12 protein-coding genes are annotated in these 15,440 nt (G+C 43.9%); 6 read left to right on the forward strand and 6 right to left on the reverse strand.

Annotated features, from left to right (window positions below):
- Positions 1-52 precede the first annotated feature (52 nt).
- Complete coding sequence (locus tag EPX21_RS13415; protein ID WP_134090208.1) at positions 53-1,210, reverse strand: iron-containing alcohol dehydrogenase; 1,158 nt, start codon at positions 1,208-1,210, stop codon at positions 53-55.
- A gap of 342 nt (positions 1,211-1,552) precedes the next feature.
- On the opposite strand from EPX21_RS13415, the gene EPX21_RS13420 reads away from it, so the two are divergent.
- From EPX21_RS13420 to EPX21_RS13430, 3 genes are all read left to right on the forward strand, one after another.
- Positions 1,553-2,425 carry an AraC family transcriptional regulator gene (locus EPX21_RS13420; RefSeq protein WP_134090209.1) on the forward strand — a complete coding sequence of 291 codons (873 nt, stop codon included), beginning with the start codon at positions 1,553-1,555 and terminating at the stop codon, positions 2,423-2,425.
- 123 nt (positions 2,426-2,548) lie between these two features.
- Positions 2,549-3,226: a lipid-binding SYLF domain-containing protein gene (locus EPX21_RS13425; RefSeq protein ID WP_134090210.1), complete on the forward strand. Its 678-nt coding sequence runs from the start codon at positions 2,549-2,551 to the stop codon at positions 3,224-3,226.
- Positions 3,227-3,318: 92 nt separating this feature from the next.
- A complete protein-coding gene (locus tag EPX21_RS13430) occupies positions 3,319-3,495 on the forward strand; it encodes a histone H1 (RefSeq protein ID WP_134090211.1) in 177 nt (58 codons plus the stop codon).
- 117 nt (positions 3,496-3,612) lie between these two features.
- On the opposite strand, the gene EPX21_RS13435 is transcribed toward EPX21_RS13430, so the two are convergent.
- From EPX21_RS13435 to EPX21_RS13455, 5 genes are all read right to left on the reverse strand, one after another.
- On the reverse strand, positions 3,613-4,875 hold the full coding sequence (locus EPX21_RS13435; RefSeq protein WP_134090212.1) for an FAD-binding oxidoreductase: 1,263 nt from the start codon (positions 4,873-4,875) through the stop codon (positions 3,613-3,615).
- Positions 4,876-5,015: 140 nt separating this feature from the next.
- Complete coding sequence (locus EPX21_RS13440) at positions 5,016-6,014, reverse strand: 4-hydroxyproline epimerase (protein ID WP_134090213.1); 999 nt, start codon at positions 6,012-6,014, stop codon at positions 5,016-5,018.
- Between the two features lie 101 nt (positions 6,015-6,115).
- Positions 6,116-7,609: an aldehyde dehydrogenase (NADP(+)) gene (locus EPX21_RS13445; protein WP_134090214.1), complete on the reverse strand. Its 1,494-nt coding sequence runs from the start codon at positions 7,607-7,609 to the stop codon at positions 6,116-6,118.
- Between the two features lie 71 nt (positions 7,610-7,680).
- Entirely contained in the window at positions 7,681-8,595 is a 915-nt protein-coding gene (locus tag EPX21_RS13450; protein WP_134090215.1) for a dihydrodipicolinate synthase family protein, read from the reverse strand.
- Positions 8,596-8,879: 284 nt separating this feature from the next.
- The gene (locus EPX21_RS13455) at positions 8,880-9,758 is read right to left on the reverse strand and encodes an AraC family transcriptional regulator (protein ID WP_134090216.1); all 879 of its coding nucleotides are present in this window, start codon (positions 9,756-9,758) and stop codon (positions 8,880-8,882) included.
- Positions 9,759-10,038: 280 nt separating this feature from the next.
- On the opposite strand from EPX21_RS13455, the gene EPX21_RS13460 reads away from it, so the two are divergent.
- From EPX21_RS13460 to EPX21_RS13470, 3 genes are all read left to right on the forward strand, one after another.
- Entirely contained in the window at positions 10,039-11,430 is a 1,392-nt protein-coding gene (locus EPX21_RS13460) for an aminopeptidase P family protein (RefSeq protein WP_134090217.1), read from the forward strand.
- Between the two features lie 43 nt (positions 11,431-11,473).
- A complete protein-coding gene (locus EPX21_RS13465; protein ID WP_134090218.1) occupies positions 11,474-13,660 on the forward strand; it encodes a S9 family peptidase in 2,187 nt (728 codons plus the stop codon).
- A 111-nt stretch (positions 13,661-13,771) separates the two neighbouring features.
- A complete protein-coding gene (locus tag EPX21_RS13470; RefSeq protein WP_134090219.1) occupies positions 13,772-15,439 on the forward strand; it encodes a M1 family metallopeptidase in 1,668 nt (555 codons plus the stop codon).
- The last annotated feature ends 1 nt before the right edge of the window (position 15,440 follow it).

Below are 15,440 nucleotides of genomic sequence, written 5' to 3' on the forward strand. Positions count from 1 at the left end.
TTGTTTACGTCTATCCTCGACTTCCCACATCTTGATAGACAAGCTTTTTGCACTAAAATGCCTCTTGATAAATAGAAATGGCATCTTGTATGGTAATTTCCCTTGGATTGTTAACTAATAATCTGGTTATTTTCATAGCATCCTCCGCCATTTGCGGAATCGAATCGGCTGGAATAGCTAGATCCCTCAATCTAGTCGGAAGCTTACAAACTTCTATTAGCTGCTTAATCTTTTCAACACCTGCAAAGGCTGTCTTTACATCGTCAGTGGATTTTTCACAGCCCAATGCCAAAGCTATATCTCGATACCGCGCAGGCGCGGCCGGAATGTTAAACGCCATGACATGAGGCAAAAGCAGGGCATTGGACAGACCATGTGCAACATGAAAGGTCGTCCCCAACGGATAGGCCAATGCATGCACGCCGGCAGTATTCACCGGCCCAAGGCAAAAGCCTCCAAACAGGCTGCCTAGAGCCACCTGTGCGCGTGCAAAGGCATCATCCCCTTTCTCCACAGCCGGCCTAAGGTTCGCGGCAATGAGTTTCACCCCCTGAAGAGCATAGGTATCGATAAATGGATGCGCGAATTTGTTGGTATAGGCTTCCAAACAATGGGTCAATGCATCAAGGCCGGTCGCAGCGGTTATAGCCGGAGGTACACTGCTCGTCAAACTGGGATCAACGCACACTAAATCAGGCATCAAAAAAGGGCTAATAATCCCTTTTTTTTGGTGATCTACCGGATCGATGAGTATAGCGTTGGGGGAAGCTTCACTGCCGGTACCGGAAGTAGTGGGGACACAAATAAGTTTAATATTGCGCCCTCGAATGAGGTCTTTCCCAACAATTTCTTCCAACTTTTGATCACTCGCCAATTGTACGGCCGCCAGTTTGGCGACATCGAGCACGCTACCGCCGCCAACGCCTATCACACCATCTACCCCTTTGTTGGCGTAGGCTTGTATAAGTTGATCCATATCAAGAAAGGTCGGCTCTTGGTCAATCGACGTATTCAGTAAAACTCCGGTACCGGCTTGTTCCAATTTATTGATTAAGGTCTGAAGCCTGCCGAACAAAGGTTTTATCGTGACAACCAACACCTTCTTTAAACCTAAAGATCCGACTTCAGCTATCATTTTATCCATGCTGCCACTTCCAAAATGGATCTTACTTGGAAGATCGATACTTATATCTCGTATTACTGTCATCATTAAACCACCATTGTCAGTCTTTCTATACGCCGATACGGAGCCGATCGCTCGACCCTAAATGGCGTTAGCCACTGTTTTGTTTTTATTTAGTGAGGTATGCTCGCTATAATTGAGACTCAAAGATAGCGCTCGTTAAAACCACTTTGTTGTACAATTTTCCCCTCATCCTGTACAATATTTGCATAGAAATTTTAAACCTATTACTTTTGAGGAAATCATGCTATAAGAAGCATGCGAACTAACCAAATTTCGGTAGAGCCTTTAAAGCAACGATTCCTTAACGTAAGCTAAACGGTTAAAGACTTCGTTTTGAGCAGTGGCTTTCCGCTTAAACATATAACTATGAAACCTCGTTTAAAAAAAGTTCCTATCAAATCGGAGAGCTCCTTTAGCATCAACCATGATATTATGCCCAATTTTGGTAATGTTTGGCATTACCATCCTGAATTGGAACTGCACTATAATATCAAGGGGGAAGGTGTACGATTCATAGGCGACCATATTGACAATTTTTCATCCGGAGAAATCATTTTATTGGGGGAGAACTTGCCGCATGCCTGGCGCTGTCGCGAAGAGTATTTTCAGCAAGACCCGGACTTGAACATCGAAGCTATTGTTATGCAATTTTTGCCCGATTGTTTAGGAAAAGATTGGATTAATATTCCGGAGGCTTATTTGATTCCTAGATTATATGAAAAAGCCAAAAGCGGAATGATTTTTTATGGCGAAACCCAAAAAAAGGTCGCACAACTCATGTATGAATGCACGTATGCCGAAAACCTCGAACGCATAATTTTGTTGTTGGCGATTCTAAAAACCCTAGCAGAAAGCGATGAATACAGATTGATAACCAATAAATACCATGCCTTTACCTCTCCCAATGAAGCAGACACAATTCGCTTAAATAAAGTGTATACCTATACCTTCAGTAATTATAAATCGGAAATCACATTAAAAGAGATAGCAGCCATCAGCAATCTCAGCGTTACCTCCTTTTGCCGCTACTTTAAGATGATGACCAGAAAAAGTTATTATGATTTTTTAATTGAGATCCGCGTTAGCCATGCCTGCCGTTTATTGATTGAAAACATCTTACCGACTGAAGTAATTTGCTTTGAATGTGGATTCAATAATGTTTCCAATTTTTATCGGCATTTTAAGAAACAAAAAGGGGTAACTCCATTAGAATATAAGCGTGTTCATCTTTCGCGATAAAGCGGTAGTCAGTAGGCGATAAGCCTACCTATCGCAGGCAGGTAAAATTTAAAATATAAACTTTATAAGGTAAAACCTGATACTTACAAACACTATTTTTGCGGCGCAATCGTTAGTATAGGTATGAAATCAACTAGTAAGAAATGGACAATCGCTCCAATTTTGTTGGGCTTAATATGCTTGTTTTGCTCCTCATATACGGTAGATAAAGAGGCCGACCGTATCCAGAAAGCAGCAAGGGTATTCGAAGACTTCAAAAAGATGAAGGAAAGTATCCCGGCCTCTATACTGCAAGATGCCGAGGGCATGGTGATTATTCCGAAGATGATCAATGCCGGTTTTGGTATTGGCGGAAAACGAGGAAGGGGCGTGGCGATGGTAAAACTGGCTTCCGGAACATGGAGCGACCCGGTATTCGTAACGATTACGGGAGGCAGTATCGGCTTCCAGGCAGGCGTCCAGGCAGTCGATTTGGTGCTTTTATTCAAGCATAAAGAAGCGTTAACCGACGCTAAAAATGGTGATTTCACGATCGGTGGCGATCTGTCGGCCGCGGCAGGCCCTGTTGGTCGCAGTACCAGTGCAAACACCGATTATAAATTGGACGCAGAAGTCTATTCCTATTCGAGAAGCAAGGGGCTTTTTGCAGGTATCAGTATCAATGGCTCTAATATCGCATTCGATAAAACATCCAACAGTAATTACTATGGTGCCGATGCCGATACACAAAAGCTATTTAGCAGTGCAAGTGATAACAGTAGCGCGGTAAAAACGCTAAGAAGTGCCTTATCAAGCAAATAAAATTTAAAAAGCTTATTGCTTTTTGATAAAAAAACGTAGTTTAGCAACATCATTAACTTAATTTTATAAACCCATAAAAATTTATAAGTATTATGGAAAAATTCTCTGAACTAAAAGAACTAATCGCTACGGCGGAAAAAGATGCACAGGCATTCTACGAAAAAGGAAACAAGGCCGCTGGTACTAGACTAAGAGGCGCCTTACAAAAAACGAAAGCATTAGCCCAAGATATCCGTAACGAAGTAACGGAAAAGAAAAATGCTAAATAAATCGCTCGAAACGAAAAAAAAGCCTGTAATTTTATAAACAGGCTTTTTTTATGATTGATATATAATAAACTTAAATGCAGGTTATGGACGGACGTGCATCCTGCCAAAAAACCGAAGTTAAGCAAAGCGCTCGGGCGAGAACAAGGATACATCTGCTGAAGTTTGCTGTTCCTTTGCCAATTCGCTCACTACCTTGCCATAAGCCGGCCCCAAGCTAAGCCCCATCATGCCACCACCACCCGCAACAATCAGGTTTTTCAGTTGTTTGCTATACCCCAGGTAGGGCAAGCCGTCAGGCGAGCAAGGCCGAAAACCGAACCACACGTCTTTCTTGGCAGGCATATCCACGTTCAGCTCAGGATAGTAATGCGGAATGGCGTCCACTATACCTTGCACCCGATTCATGTTGACTTTATTGTTTAAGGCCGCCAGCTCCATGGTTCCACCAAAACGAATATACCCATTCATGGGGGTTACCGCAACCCTTGCCTCCACTAATAACGAGGGGTGCTCCAATCGGTGCTCGGATGGCTTGTACATAAAAGAATAGCCTTTCCCGGGCATAAGCGGAATACGAAGTCCCGCCTTTTTCGCAATATCGGGCAACCAGGCTCCGCCGGTCATCACGAATTTATCGGCACTAAACTTTTTACTACCTGCAATAACGGCCTCTAATTTACCTTGCTTGGCCTCAAATCCGGTTACCGCCGTATGCTCGTGAATGATTGCCCCTTTTTGTTTTATATAAGCAATCAGTTGCGCCATCAATGCCTGCGGATAGAGATGACCATCACAACGGTAATGCACTGCGCCCAGCACATCTAGCTTGGCATGAGGCTCTAATTGCTGTACTTGGTTTCTGGACAAGGCTTCTACGTCCAGCCCCAACGATTTTGCCGTTTCAGCCAAATGAACCTCTTCTTCTGCCATCTTCTCGGTTTTGTATAGCATAAGAATTCCTTTATGTTGTAATTCGAATGCAAAATCGTCCGCCTTGGCGATCTCATCATACAGATTGCTACTCAACAGATTCAGATCACGGATACTCGGCGCCGACCGCTCGACATGCGTGGCATTGGCGTGTTTAATAAATTTGAGGCCCCAAGAGATCAGATTGGCACTTAAGCTTGGCTTTACATAAAACGGACTCTTACTATTGAACATCCATTTTATGCCCTGTGCCACAATACCTGGTGCTGCGAGCGGTGTAAAGTGACTTGGCACCAACATCCCCGCATTTCCATAAGAACAATTGTCTTTCAAGTCGCCACTGTCTAAGAGCGTTACTTTCCAGCCGTCTTTTAGTAAGTAATAGGCCGAACATAGTCCTGCAATACCGCCGCCTATAATCAGTACACTCCCTTTATTTTCTTGATTCATGTGTTATTGTCGTTTTTTCAGTTGCCGGTTGCCGGTGCCCAGTTGCCGGCCGCTTTCGACTTTTGAATTTTTACTTTTGAATTTTACAATCCCTACGGGAGACAGACTTTTTGACTTTTGAATTTTTACTTTTTACTTTTTTATATCACCTGAAAACCGAAGGCATAAGGATCTTCATCGTCAATGATAATATGATTATATCCTGTAATTAACGCCCACCCTTCCACTCCGGGTATGATGGCAGGTTTTCCGTTTACCGTTGTTTCTTCCTCAATCGTTCCGAGAAACTTGGATCCTATATAGCTTTCATGTATAAATTGATCGCCCTTCTTTAATTTTCCTTTGGCATACCACTGAGCCATCCGCGCAGATGTACCGGTGCCGCAGGGCGATCTATCCAACGCATTCTCTCCTACAAGCACCGCATTTCTGCCGCTTGATGCGGCGTCTAAAACGCTCCCCGTCCACTGTATATGGCTTAAGCCGAAAATATTACTGTTTTCGGGATGCACAAATTCATAGCGATCGTTTAATAATTTTCGAATTATTTTGCCATAGTGAATCAGTTGACCAGCAGAAAACTCCTTGATATCCTTAAAGTTCTCCTGTGGATCAATAATGCCATAGAAATTCCCTCCAAAGGATACGTCCACGCGGATAAGCCCTAAGTCGGGGCATTCCACTTCTAAGTCCTCGGCATACAAAAAGGATTTTACATTGGTGAATTTAACGGATTTCACTCTCTTACCTTCTTGTTTATAGTCAATCAACACCAAGCCTGCCGGTGTCTCTAAGCGCAATACTCCGGGTGTTTTCGGCTCGATCAAGCCTTCCTCAATCGCAATGGTAACCGTACCGATTGTGCCGTGCCCGCACATAGGCAAACAGCCACTCGTTTCAATATAGAGTACACCGATATCGTTCGACGGATCGCAGGGCGGGTAAAGAATACTTCCGCTCATCATATCATGGCCCCGAGGCTCAAACATGAGTCCCTTCCGAATCCAATCGTATTCTCGCATAAAATGTAGACGCCTCTCCATCATGGAGTTGCCGTCAAGCAAAGGCCCACCTCCGGCCACCAGCCGTACCGGACAACCACAGGTATGGGCGTCTATACAAAAAAAGGTTTTTCTCATATAACAGCTTTGAGTCCTCAGCTAGCTAATAGCTTTCAGCTCCTATAAATCTTTTTTATTTAATTCTCCTCGACTGATTGCGGCAGCCTAAAGCTTACTGCTTATAGCTTACCGCCTACAGCCTCCTTCGTTAGCTGATTATTTACTGTACGATAAATCCCTAACGGATTTGCATTTTTTAAAGCGTCCGGAAGTAAATTGTCGGGCCAGTTCTGGAAAGATAAAGGACGCAAAAACCGCTGAACGGCATCCGGTCCTACTGAAGTAAACCGACTATCTGTTGTCGACGGGAAAGGTCCACCATGTTGCATCGCTAAACTAACTTCTACACCGGTCGGCATGCCGTTATACAAGAGACGTCCACACTTATCCTGTAACACATTGATTAGGTCTGCATATTCCACGGCATCTGCCTCCGTAGCCGCTACCGTAATCGTTAACTGACCTTTTAATTGCTCAGCCACCGCAAGCATTTCCTCTTTATCGGTACAGGTAACTATTAGACCGAAAGGGCCGAAAACCTCTTCCAATAGCTGTTCGTTCGCTAACAAAGCTTTGGCATTCGTTTCAGCAAGTAATGCCGCACCTTGCCCTTCCGCCGCTGACTGCGCGGCTTTTCCTAATACCGCAACAGCCGATTGCGTCAGCATTTTTTCGCTGTTGCTTTGATAGGCTTTCGCAATTCCCTCATGAAGCATGGGAGCGGGTTGACAAGCTGATACAGCTTCGCTTAAAGCCGACTTAAAAGCTTCTAAATCTTTACCGTTCAATGCCACGACAACGCCTGGATTGGTACAAAATTGGCCCACGCCCAGTGTAAGCGAAGCTAAATATTGCCCGGCAAATTCCTGCGGGTTCACTGCAAGTTTCGCTGGAAGTACAAAAACAGGATTTACACTTCCCATCTCGGCAAATACCGGTATAGGCTCTAACCTGCTATTGGCCAAATCGAACAAGGCTTTACCTCCTTTGAAGGATCCGGTAAAAGCTACCGACTTAGTCAAGGGATGTTGCACGAGGTAAGCCCCAGCCTCATTGGAATTACCATACACATGTGAAAATACGCCTTCGGGCCAACCGGCTTCCTGTATAGCGCTTGTAATTGCCTCCGCCATCAACGTAGAGGTTTTTAAATGCCCGGGATGGGCTTTTAAGATTACGGGGCAGCCTGCGGCGATGGCACTAGCGGTATCGCCTCCTCCGGTTGAAAATGCAAAAGGGAAATTACTTGCTCCAAAAACAACCACAGGACCTACGCCAACTTTGATCTTTCTCAGATCTGGTTTAGCGGGCGTTCTATCCGCAATCGCTGTATCAATCCGCGCTTCAAAACAGGCTCCCTCTTTGATGTGATCGGCGTAGCTCCGCCACTGAAAAATCGTACGGGCCTTTTCTCCCACTAGACGGGCCTCAGGAAGACGGCTCTCTTCCATGGCTGCTGCAATAAGCTCATCGCCCAGTCCTTCAATCTTGTCGGCAATGGCATACATTAACGCCGCCCTATCAGCGGTACTCCGCTGTTTTAAATATTGAAACGCTGCTGCTGCTTTATACAATAATTCCTCTACTTGTTCCTGTGATGTTTCTGTATACATATAATTCCTCTTAACAAAATAAAACCCTCGTGATCGCCACAATCACAATAGGCATGAAAGTGCTTGCTCAATTACGCATTTACTTCCAAATTCGGTCTGTTAACTTTACTGTCGGCAATGATCTTCAAAACACGTTCGCGTTCTTCACCTACCAAAGGCAAACGAGGCGCTCTGACGGTCTCATTACTAATGCCTTCGCTAACGGCCGCTAACTTAATATACTGTACTAGTTTTGCATGAATATCTAATTCCAAAAGCGGCAAGAACCAGCGGAATATTTCCAAAGCCTTTTGGATCTCTCCTGCCTTTACATACTCGTAAATTGCCACCGTTTCCTTAGGGTAAGCGTCAACCAATCCGGCAACAATACCATCCGCACCCATCAATAAAGCTTCTGTTGTAATGGTATCAACCCCACCAAGAATTTTAAAGCGGTCGCCAAAACGATTAATCATCCGTGTAATGTTCGTCAGATCGCGCGTAGACTCTTTAACCGCTTGAATATTCGGTACGTCAGCAAGTTGTTCGAACATATCAAGGGTAACCAAGTTGCCATAGTCGACTGGATTGTTGTATACCATCATAGGAAGGCTCGTGCTGTTGGCAATCGTTGTAAAATAAACAACGGTTTCTCTGTCGTCCGCCTTATAACGCATAGGAGGCAACACCATAAGTCCGTCCGCGCCTAACTCTTCTGCTTTCTTGGCAATCTTTATCGCCTCCGAGGTAGCCTGCTCGGCAATACCCAAAATAACAGGAACAGCTTTATCTGCAACAAAGTTAACGGTATATGTCAATAAATCGTATTTCTCTTGTGTTGATAAAGTACTCGCTTCACCAAGTGATCCCGCTAAAATCAAACCATGTACACCGCCTTCAAGTTGCGCCGTCAGGTTTTTGCCAAACATATCAAAATCGATTTCCCCGTTCTCCTTAAATGGAGTTAATAATGCAGGATAAATTCCTTTCCAAAGTTCTTTAGTCATTATAATTCTTTTTTCTTCAAAAGTAAGTCGAACAGTTAAAGATATCCTTCCATGTATTAATCAATCATACGCGTATTTTAACTTTTTTATTAACGCCTTTTGTCTTGACTTCTTCACTCACTCTTTTCCTGTTCATACAAATTTTTCTTATCGCTCCTCTCATGAGGTCGATTTCTGCACAAAAGCCTTCACCTGTATAGATAGACAAAGAAAAGCATAAGTATAAGGCTGCCAAGCTCTTTGGCTTGGCATCGCTTCAGACAGCTAAAGCAGTTAATATATCGCTACTGAATGTTTCTTTGGAAATTCGTCATAAATTCTTTGGGAGAATTACCAATTACACTTTTAAATACCCTATTGAAATTAGTGATACTATTAAATCCACAATTATACGCTACGCCGGATATACTTTCACATTTATGGTGTGTTAATTTTTTACAGGCTTCATGCACACGCATTTCGTTTAGAAAAGCAACAAAGGTATTACCCGTATGCTTCTTAAAATAGCGACAAAAAGCTTGGGGCGTTAAATTAGCCTGATCGGCAACTTCCTCCAAGGTAATTGGTTTGGTGAAATTTTGGGCTATATAATTGTAAATCGAACCGATACGGATTCCTTCATTTTCCGAAATAGACGAGTTTTTACCGCCGGCAAGCGAAGTTGCTTGCTTAGATACCTGGCATAAGGTGCGCAATAAATAAAAGAAATGCATGAGCTGGTCCATTTGACTGGCATCTTTCAACCTTAAAACACGTCGGGACACTTCTTTAAAATACGAAGTTGGCACCTTAAAGCCTCTTTCGTGATCCTTAACAAAACTCTGAAGCATATAAAGTTCGGGCAAATTAAACAGGGAGGCTAAATTGCCATTTGGATCAAAAAACACCGAAATCGATCTCACCTGCTTCGGATTGTGGTCATCAAAATAATCGGCATTGCTTTTGAAAACATGGGACTGATTAGCTCCCAAAAGAAAAATGTCATTCTCCTGAAAAGGATGCATACTATTGTCTGCAATTAAGGTTCCTTTTCCTTCCAATACCCACATGAGCTGCGCCTCGTGATGACGATGTAGATGCGGGTAGAAATGCGGCATGCAATCCTCCTGAACAATGACTGTTCGGTTGTGCGCTACCGGAATGGTGAACTGTAGTGTCTTCATCGCTGGTTTGGTGTATTAGGTAATGTGAATTTGCTAATATTAACTCATAAATACAAGACTTTAGGTAAAATAGGTTAAAATACGGTCATTATTCGTTAAATGATTGCCAATAACGCCTGCATTTGGTTAAAATACGAATAGCATCTGAGAAAAAAGGGGGAGCATCGCTTGGAATTATTTATGATTTTTACATTCCCCCTTAAACTTCATATTAGCGGGATTATTTTTTATTTAACTCAAAAGATACCACCTTTGCTAAACAGCAGCAATGAATTAAGACATGTTTGAAAAATCGATTTATATTGAGCGGAGAAAAAGGCTAAAAAATGAATTTTCAAGTGGTTTGCTTCTATTCCTTGGGAATGATGAGCAGCCGATGAACTACACGGATAATACCTTTCCATTTAGACAAGACAGCTCGTTTCTATATTACTTTGGCATTCAGGAGCCGAAACTTGCGGCCATCATTGATTTGGACGAAGACAAGGAAATACTATTCGGAGATGAGCTCACTATTGATGAAATCGTTTGGACAGGCCAACAGGAAACATTAATGGAAAAGAGTGGAAAAAGCGGGATCTCGACGCTTCTTCCGAGCGCTAGCCTGTACGACTATTTACAGCGGACGCAAGAACAGAAACGGCTTGTTCATTATCTTCCACCCTATCAACCGAACAATAAAATTAAGCTCTTTAATTTGTTAGGTATACACCCGATCGAACAGGAAAAAAAAGCTTCGATCCCTTTTATCAAAGCGGTCGTAGCGCAACGTTCGATTAAAAGTGCAGAGGAAATTAGCCAGATCGACATGGCGGTGAATACTTCGGTAGAGATGCACCTACATGCCATGAAAATGGCAAAAGAAGGACTAACGGAACTACAGATTGCGAACGCTATACAGGAGATCGCCCAAAATGGAGGAGGAAAACTTGCCTATCCGACTATTCTATCCATCCACGGTGAAATCCTTCATAATCATAAGCATTCTAATACCTTAAGAAAGGGGCAGCTCGTACTGAATGATTCGGGGGCCGAAACGGCAATGGGTTATGCAGGGGATCTAACGCGCACTTTCCCGGTAGACGGGCAGTTTAGCAATAAACAAAAAGAAATCTATACCGTAGTATTACAAGCTTTTGAGCAAGCCTCGGCTATGCTGGCTCCCGGCGTGCGTTATCTAGATGTGCACCTTAAAGCGTGCACCGTGCTGTTTGACGGTTTGAAAGAACTAGGCCTTGTAAAAGGCGATACGGCCGAAGCGGTCGCAAAAGGAGCGCATACCCTGTTCTTTCAATGTGGAACCGGGCATATGATGGGATTAGACGTACATGATATGGAGGATCTGGGCGAACAGTATGTGGGCTATACCGAAAGCCTAAAGAAAGACACCACCACCTTTGGACTGAAGTCTTTACGGTTGGGAAAAGAATTGGAAGCAGGCTACGTGCTGACGGTTGAACCCGGCATTTATTTTATTCCCGAATTATTTGCTCGTTGGAAAGCAGAAAACAAGTTGGCCGACTTTATTAACTATTCCGCGGTAGCGAATTACATGGGTTTCGGCGGCGTTCGGATTGAAGACAATTACTTGGTGACGCACGCGGGGAACCGCCGCTTAGGCAACTACCTGGCCAAAACCGTTGAAGAGGTGGAAGCGCTAAGAAATAGCTAAAGAGGCTACCTGACTATTTAAAAAATCAATTGCTATATAACACATGAGACACATAAACCGACTACTTTGGATTTGCTTCCTAATAAGCAGCGCATTTCCTATTAATTTTCTCTTTGCACAGCCGGGCGTTAAGACACAATGGACGCAAGATGGCAACGGCTACTATAAAGCCGAAGAGGGCAAAATACTAGAAGTGAACCTCCTAGACCCAAATCACCCTACCGTTTTTCTGGATGAGGCTACACTTACACCGGCCGACAGCAGTACACCTTTGAGCATCAGACAATTTATTATTTCTCCGGATCGCAAAAAGGTACTATTATTCACCAATACGAAACGTGTCTGGCGTTATCATACGCGCGGCGATTATTGGATATACGACTTCAACAAAAAACAGTTGAGCCAATTAGGGAAAGGACTGCCTGCCTCCTCCTTAATGTTTGCTAAATTATCGCCGGATGGCACGAGCGTAGCCTATGTAAGCAAGCACAATCTATACATGGAGGATCTGACATCACACCAGATTACGCAGCTGACAGCGGATGGAAATGACCGAATGATCAATGGGACCTTCGATTGGGCTTATGAGGAAGAGTTTGGCTGTAGGGACGGTTTCCGCTGGTCGAGCGATAGTAAACACATCGCTTATTGGAAGATTGATGCCCGTAGCATACGCAATTACCTGATGTTGAACACCACCGATTCGACCTACTCCTTCACCATTCCGGTAGAATATCCGAAGGCAGGCCAAAATCCAAGCGCTTGCTATATCTATGTGGTCGATACAAAGACGAAGGAAAATAAAAAAATGGATATCCCCGGCGACCCCATACAACACTATATTCCCCGTATGGAATGGACGCCCAATGGCCAATCGCTTATTATTCAACAACTGGACCGCCGACAACAGGAAAGCCATATTATGCTGTGCGAAATTAAAACAGGCACCACAAAAAATATCTACTCGGAAACGGATAATGCGTGGATTGATATTAAATCGCGTTGGAATGATGACGACCCTAGCGGTTGGGAGTGGATCGATAATGGAAAGGCCTTTCTATGGGTAAGCGAAAAAGACGGTTGGCGACATGTCTACAAAGTCGATATAAACGGCAAGGAAACCTTAATTACAAAAGGAAACTATGATATTATCGGTATAGATTTAATCGATGAGGATAATCAAAAGCTCTACTTCAGCGCCTCCCCCGACAATGCTACACAAAAATACCTGTATCAGGTTAGTTTAAAAGGAGGCAAAGCGTCCAGCGTATCTCCATTGAGCCAAGCAGGTACGCACAGTTACCGCATTTCACCTAACGGAAAGTTGGCAGAACATACATTCAGCAGCAGCACGGCCTATTTCGCGGGTGAAGTAGTGGTTTTGCCCGGGCATGAACAGAAATTGGCGGCGGCCATCCAACGTGATCTCCCAGCAGGAACTCCAAAACCTGAATTCTTTAAAATCACTACAGCAGATGGCGTAGAGATGGATGGGTGGATGGTTAAACCTACCGCATTTGATAGCACCAAAAGATACCCTATTGTTTTTCAGGTATACGGTGAACCCGCTGGCCAAACAGTTACAGACACCTACGGTACAGGGTTTAATCGTTTATACGAAGGCAGTATGGCGGCTGACGGTTATCTCTATGTTTCGGTTGAAAACCGCGGAGCGCCGGCTCCTAAGGGCAGAGTCTGGCGGAAAGCGATTTACCGCAACATTGGCACCATTAACATTCGAGATCAAGCCATGGCAGCCAAAGAAATCTTAAAATGGAACTTTGTCGACTCCTCACGCGTTGCTGTATGGGGGTGGAGCGGAGGTGGCTCTTCTACGCTGAACTTACTGTTCCAATACCCTGAAATTTATAAAACCGGTATCGCCGTTGCAGCTGTAGGCAACCAGCTCATGTACGACAACATCTACCAAGAACGCTATATGGGTGTTCCTCCCGAAAGTCAGGCCGACTACGTAAAAGGCTCGCCCATTACACACGCGAAGAACTTACAGGGCAACCTGCTATACATCCATGGTACGGCAGATGATAATGTGCATTACCAGAACGCGGAAATGCTAATTAATGAGCTGATTAAATACAATAAGCAGTTTCAGCTGATGTCGTACCCAAACCGGAGCCATTCCATATCGGAGGGCGAGGGCACCTCGGCTCACCTAGCGCGCTTGTACACGAACTATTTAAAGCAATATTGTCCACCGGGAGGAAGGTAGAGTTGTAAGTTTTAGGTTATGGGTTTTTAAGTTTTAATAGTAAAATTAGATTGTAAGCTAGAAGACGGACAAAAAATACGTATTGCTAATGGCTTATTAATATTCATCAACATGCATAAATTAAATTATAAAAAAATACTCTTTGCCCTATCGACGGCGGCCATGCCCTTGATCGGATCTGCCCAATTGCAGGTAAAACAAGAAACATTCAACAGGGCCGATACGCTTAGAGGTACATTAACGCCGTTGCGTACTTGTTATGACATTAAATACTATCATCTCGATGTGAAGGTAGACATCGATCAGCAATTTATCAGTGGCAGTAACCTTTTTAAATTTGAGGCGATCGAAGATTTCCGCAAGCTGCAATTTGACCTTTTTGCCAATCTGAAAGTCGAAAAAGTAATCTATCACGGCCGAGAAGTACCCTTTACGCGCGAATTCAATGCCGTGTTTGTCGAATTTCCAACCGCTATTAAAAGTGGATCCATAGATTCAATGCAGGTATTTTACTCGGGACATCCTCAAGTTGCTAAGCGCGCACCATGGGACGGCGGTTTTGTTTTCGCTAAAGACAGCAAAGGCAAGCCTTGGGTGGCCACCGCCTGTCAGGGACTCGGCGCCAGCGTTTGGTGGCCAAACAAAGATCACCAGGCAGACGAGGTTGATAGCATGCTCATTAGTATAAGCGTACCCAAAGGGCTATCTGACGTATCTAATGGTCGACTTATTAAAAAAACCGACCGAAAAGACGGCTACACGCAATTCGACTGGTTTGTACGTAATCCCATCAACAACTACAGCGTATCTGTTAATATAGGCGACTATGTTAATTTCACAGATACCTACAAAGGAGAAAAAGGTGCGCTCGATCTCAGCTATTGGGTGCTCAGAGAAAATGAGGCCAAAGCTAAAAAATTCTTCCCTATCAATGTAATTCCGATGCTGAAAGCCTTTGAGCACTGGTTCGGGCCGTATCCCTTTTATGAAGACAGCTATAAGTTGGTGGATGTACCTTACACCGGCATGGAGCATCAGAGTGCGGTGACCTACGGAAACGGCTATGCGAATGGCTATCGCGGCCGTGACGCCTCGGATACCGGATGGGGCATGAAATGGGATTTTATTATTGTACACGAAAGCGGACACGAATGGTTTGGCAACAACATTACCTCTAAAGACCTTGCAGACATGTGGATACACGAAAGTTTTACCAACTACTCGGAAGCACTGTTTGTCGACTATAATTATGGGAAAGAGGCAGGGCAAGCCTATGTACATGGCATTCGAAGCGGTATACAGAACGACAGTCCCGTACAAGGACCTTATGGCGTAAACCAGGAAGGATCCGGTGATATGTATCCAAAAGGCGGAGTTTTGCTAAACATGGTTCGTACCATCATTAACAACGATGAGAAATGGCGACAAATATTAAGAGGACTGAACAAAACTTTCTATCATCAAACGGTTAATTATGAAGACGTAGTCGACTATATAAGTCAACACGCCGGGCGCAATCTCAATCCGGTATTTGCTCAGTATATCAAGCACAGCAATATCCCAACCTTGGAATTCCGGTTTAAAGATGGTAAAACCTACGCCCGTTGGATTGCCGATGTGGCCGATTTTAATATGCCGGTAAAAGTGCGGACGAAAGGCAACAGCTATCAATTTATCGAACCAGGCAGAAGCTGGAAAGAATTTGACCTGACGGGAGCGAGCCGAGACAACATTGAAGTAGATACTTACAATTATTATATAGGCGTCTTAATAGAATAAA

The organism is Olivibacter sp. XZL3, assembly GCF_004368405.1.
In the GTDB taxonomy this organism is placed as follows: Bacteria; Bacteroidota; Bacteroidia; order Sphingobacteriales; family Sphingobacteriaceae; genus Olivibacter.

Excerpts from the sequence above, each read along its gene's own strand:
- EPX21_RS13415 (WP_134090208.1), bottom strand. The coding sequence starts at position 1,210 with ATGATGACAGTAATACGAGATATAAGTATCGATCTTCCAAGTAAGATC.
- EPX21_RS13420 (WP_134090209.1), top strand. The coding sequence starts at position 1,553 with ATGAAACCTCGTTTAAAAAAAGTTCCTATCAAATCGGAGAGCTCCTTT.
- EPX21_RS13425 (WP_134090210.1), top strand. The coding sequence starts at position 2,549 with ATGAAATCAACTAGTAAGAAATGGACAATCGCTCCAATTTTGTTGGGC.
- EPX21_RS13430 (WP_134090211.1), top strand. The coding sequence starts at position 3,319 with ATGGAAAAATTCTCTGAACTAAAAGAACTAATCGCTACGGCGGAAAAA.
- EPX21_RS13435 (WP_134090212.1), bottom strand. The coding sequence starts at position 4,875 with ATGAATCAAGAAAATAAAGGGAGTGTACTGATTATAGGCGGCGGTATT.
- EPX21_RS13440 (WP_134090213.1), bottom strand. The coding sequence starts at position 6,014 with ATGAGAAAAACCTTTTTTTGTATAGACGCCCATACCTGTGGTTGTCCG.
- EPX21_RS13445 (WP_134090214.1), bottom strand. The coding sequence starts at position 7,609 with ATGTATACAGAAACATCACAGGAACAAGTAGAGGAATTATTGTATAAA.
- EPX21_RS13450 (WP_134090215.1), bottom strand. The coding sequence starts at position 8,595 with ATGACTAAAGAACTTTGGAAAGGAATTTATCCTGCATTATTAACTCCA.
- EPX21_RS13455 (WP_134090216.1), bottom strand. The coding sequence starts at position 9,758 with ATGAAGACACTACAGTTCACCATTCCGGTAGCGCACAACCGAACAGTC.
- EPX21_RS13460 (WP_134090217.1), top strand. The coding sequence starts at position 10,039 with ATGTTTGAAAAATCGATTTATATTGAGCGGAGAAAAAGGCTAAAAAAT.
- EPX21_RS13465 (WP_134090218.1), top strand. The coding sequence starts at position 11,474 with ATGAGACACATAAACCGACTACTTTGGATTTGCTTCCTAATAAGCAGC.
- EPX21_RS13470 (WP_134090219.1), top strand. The coding sequence starts at position 13,772 with ATGCATAAATTAAATTATAAAAAAATACTCTTTGCCCTATCGACGGCG.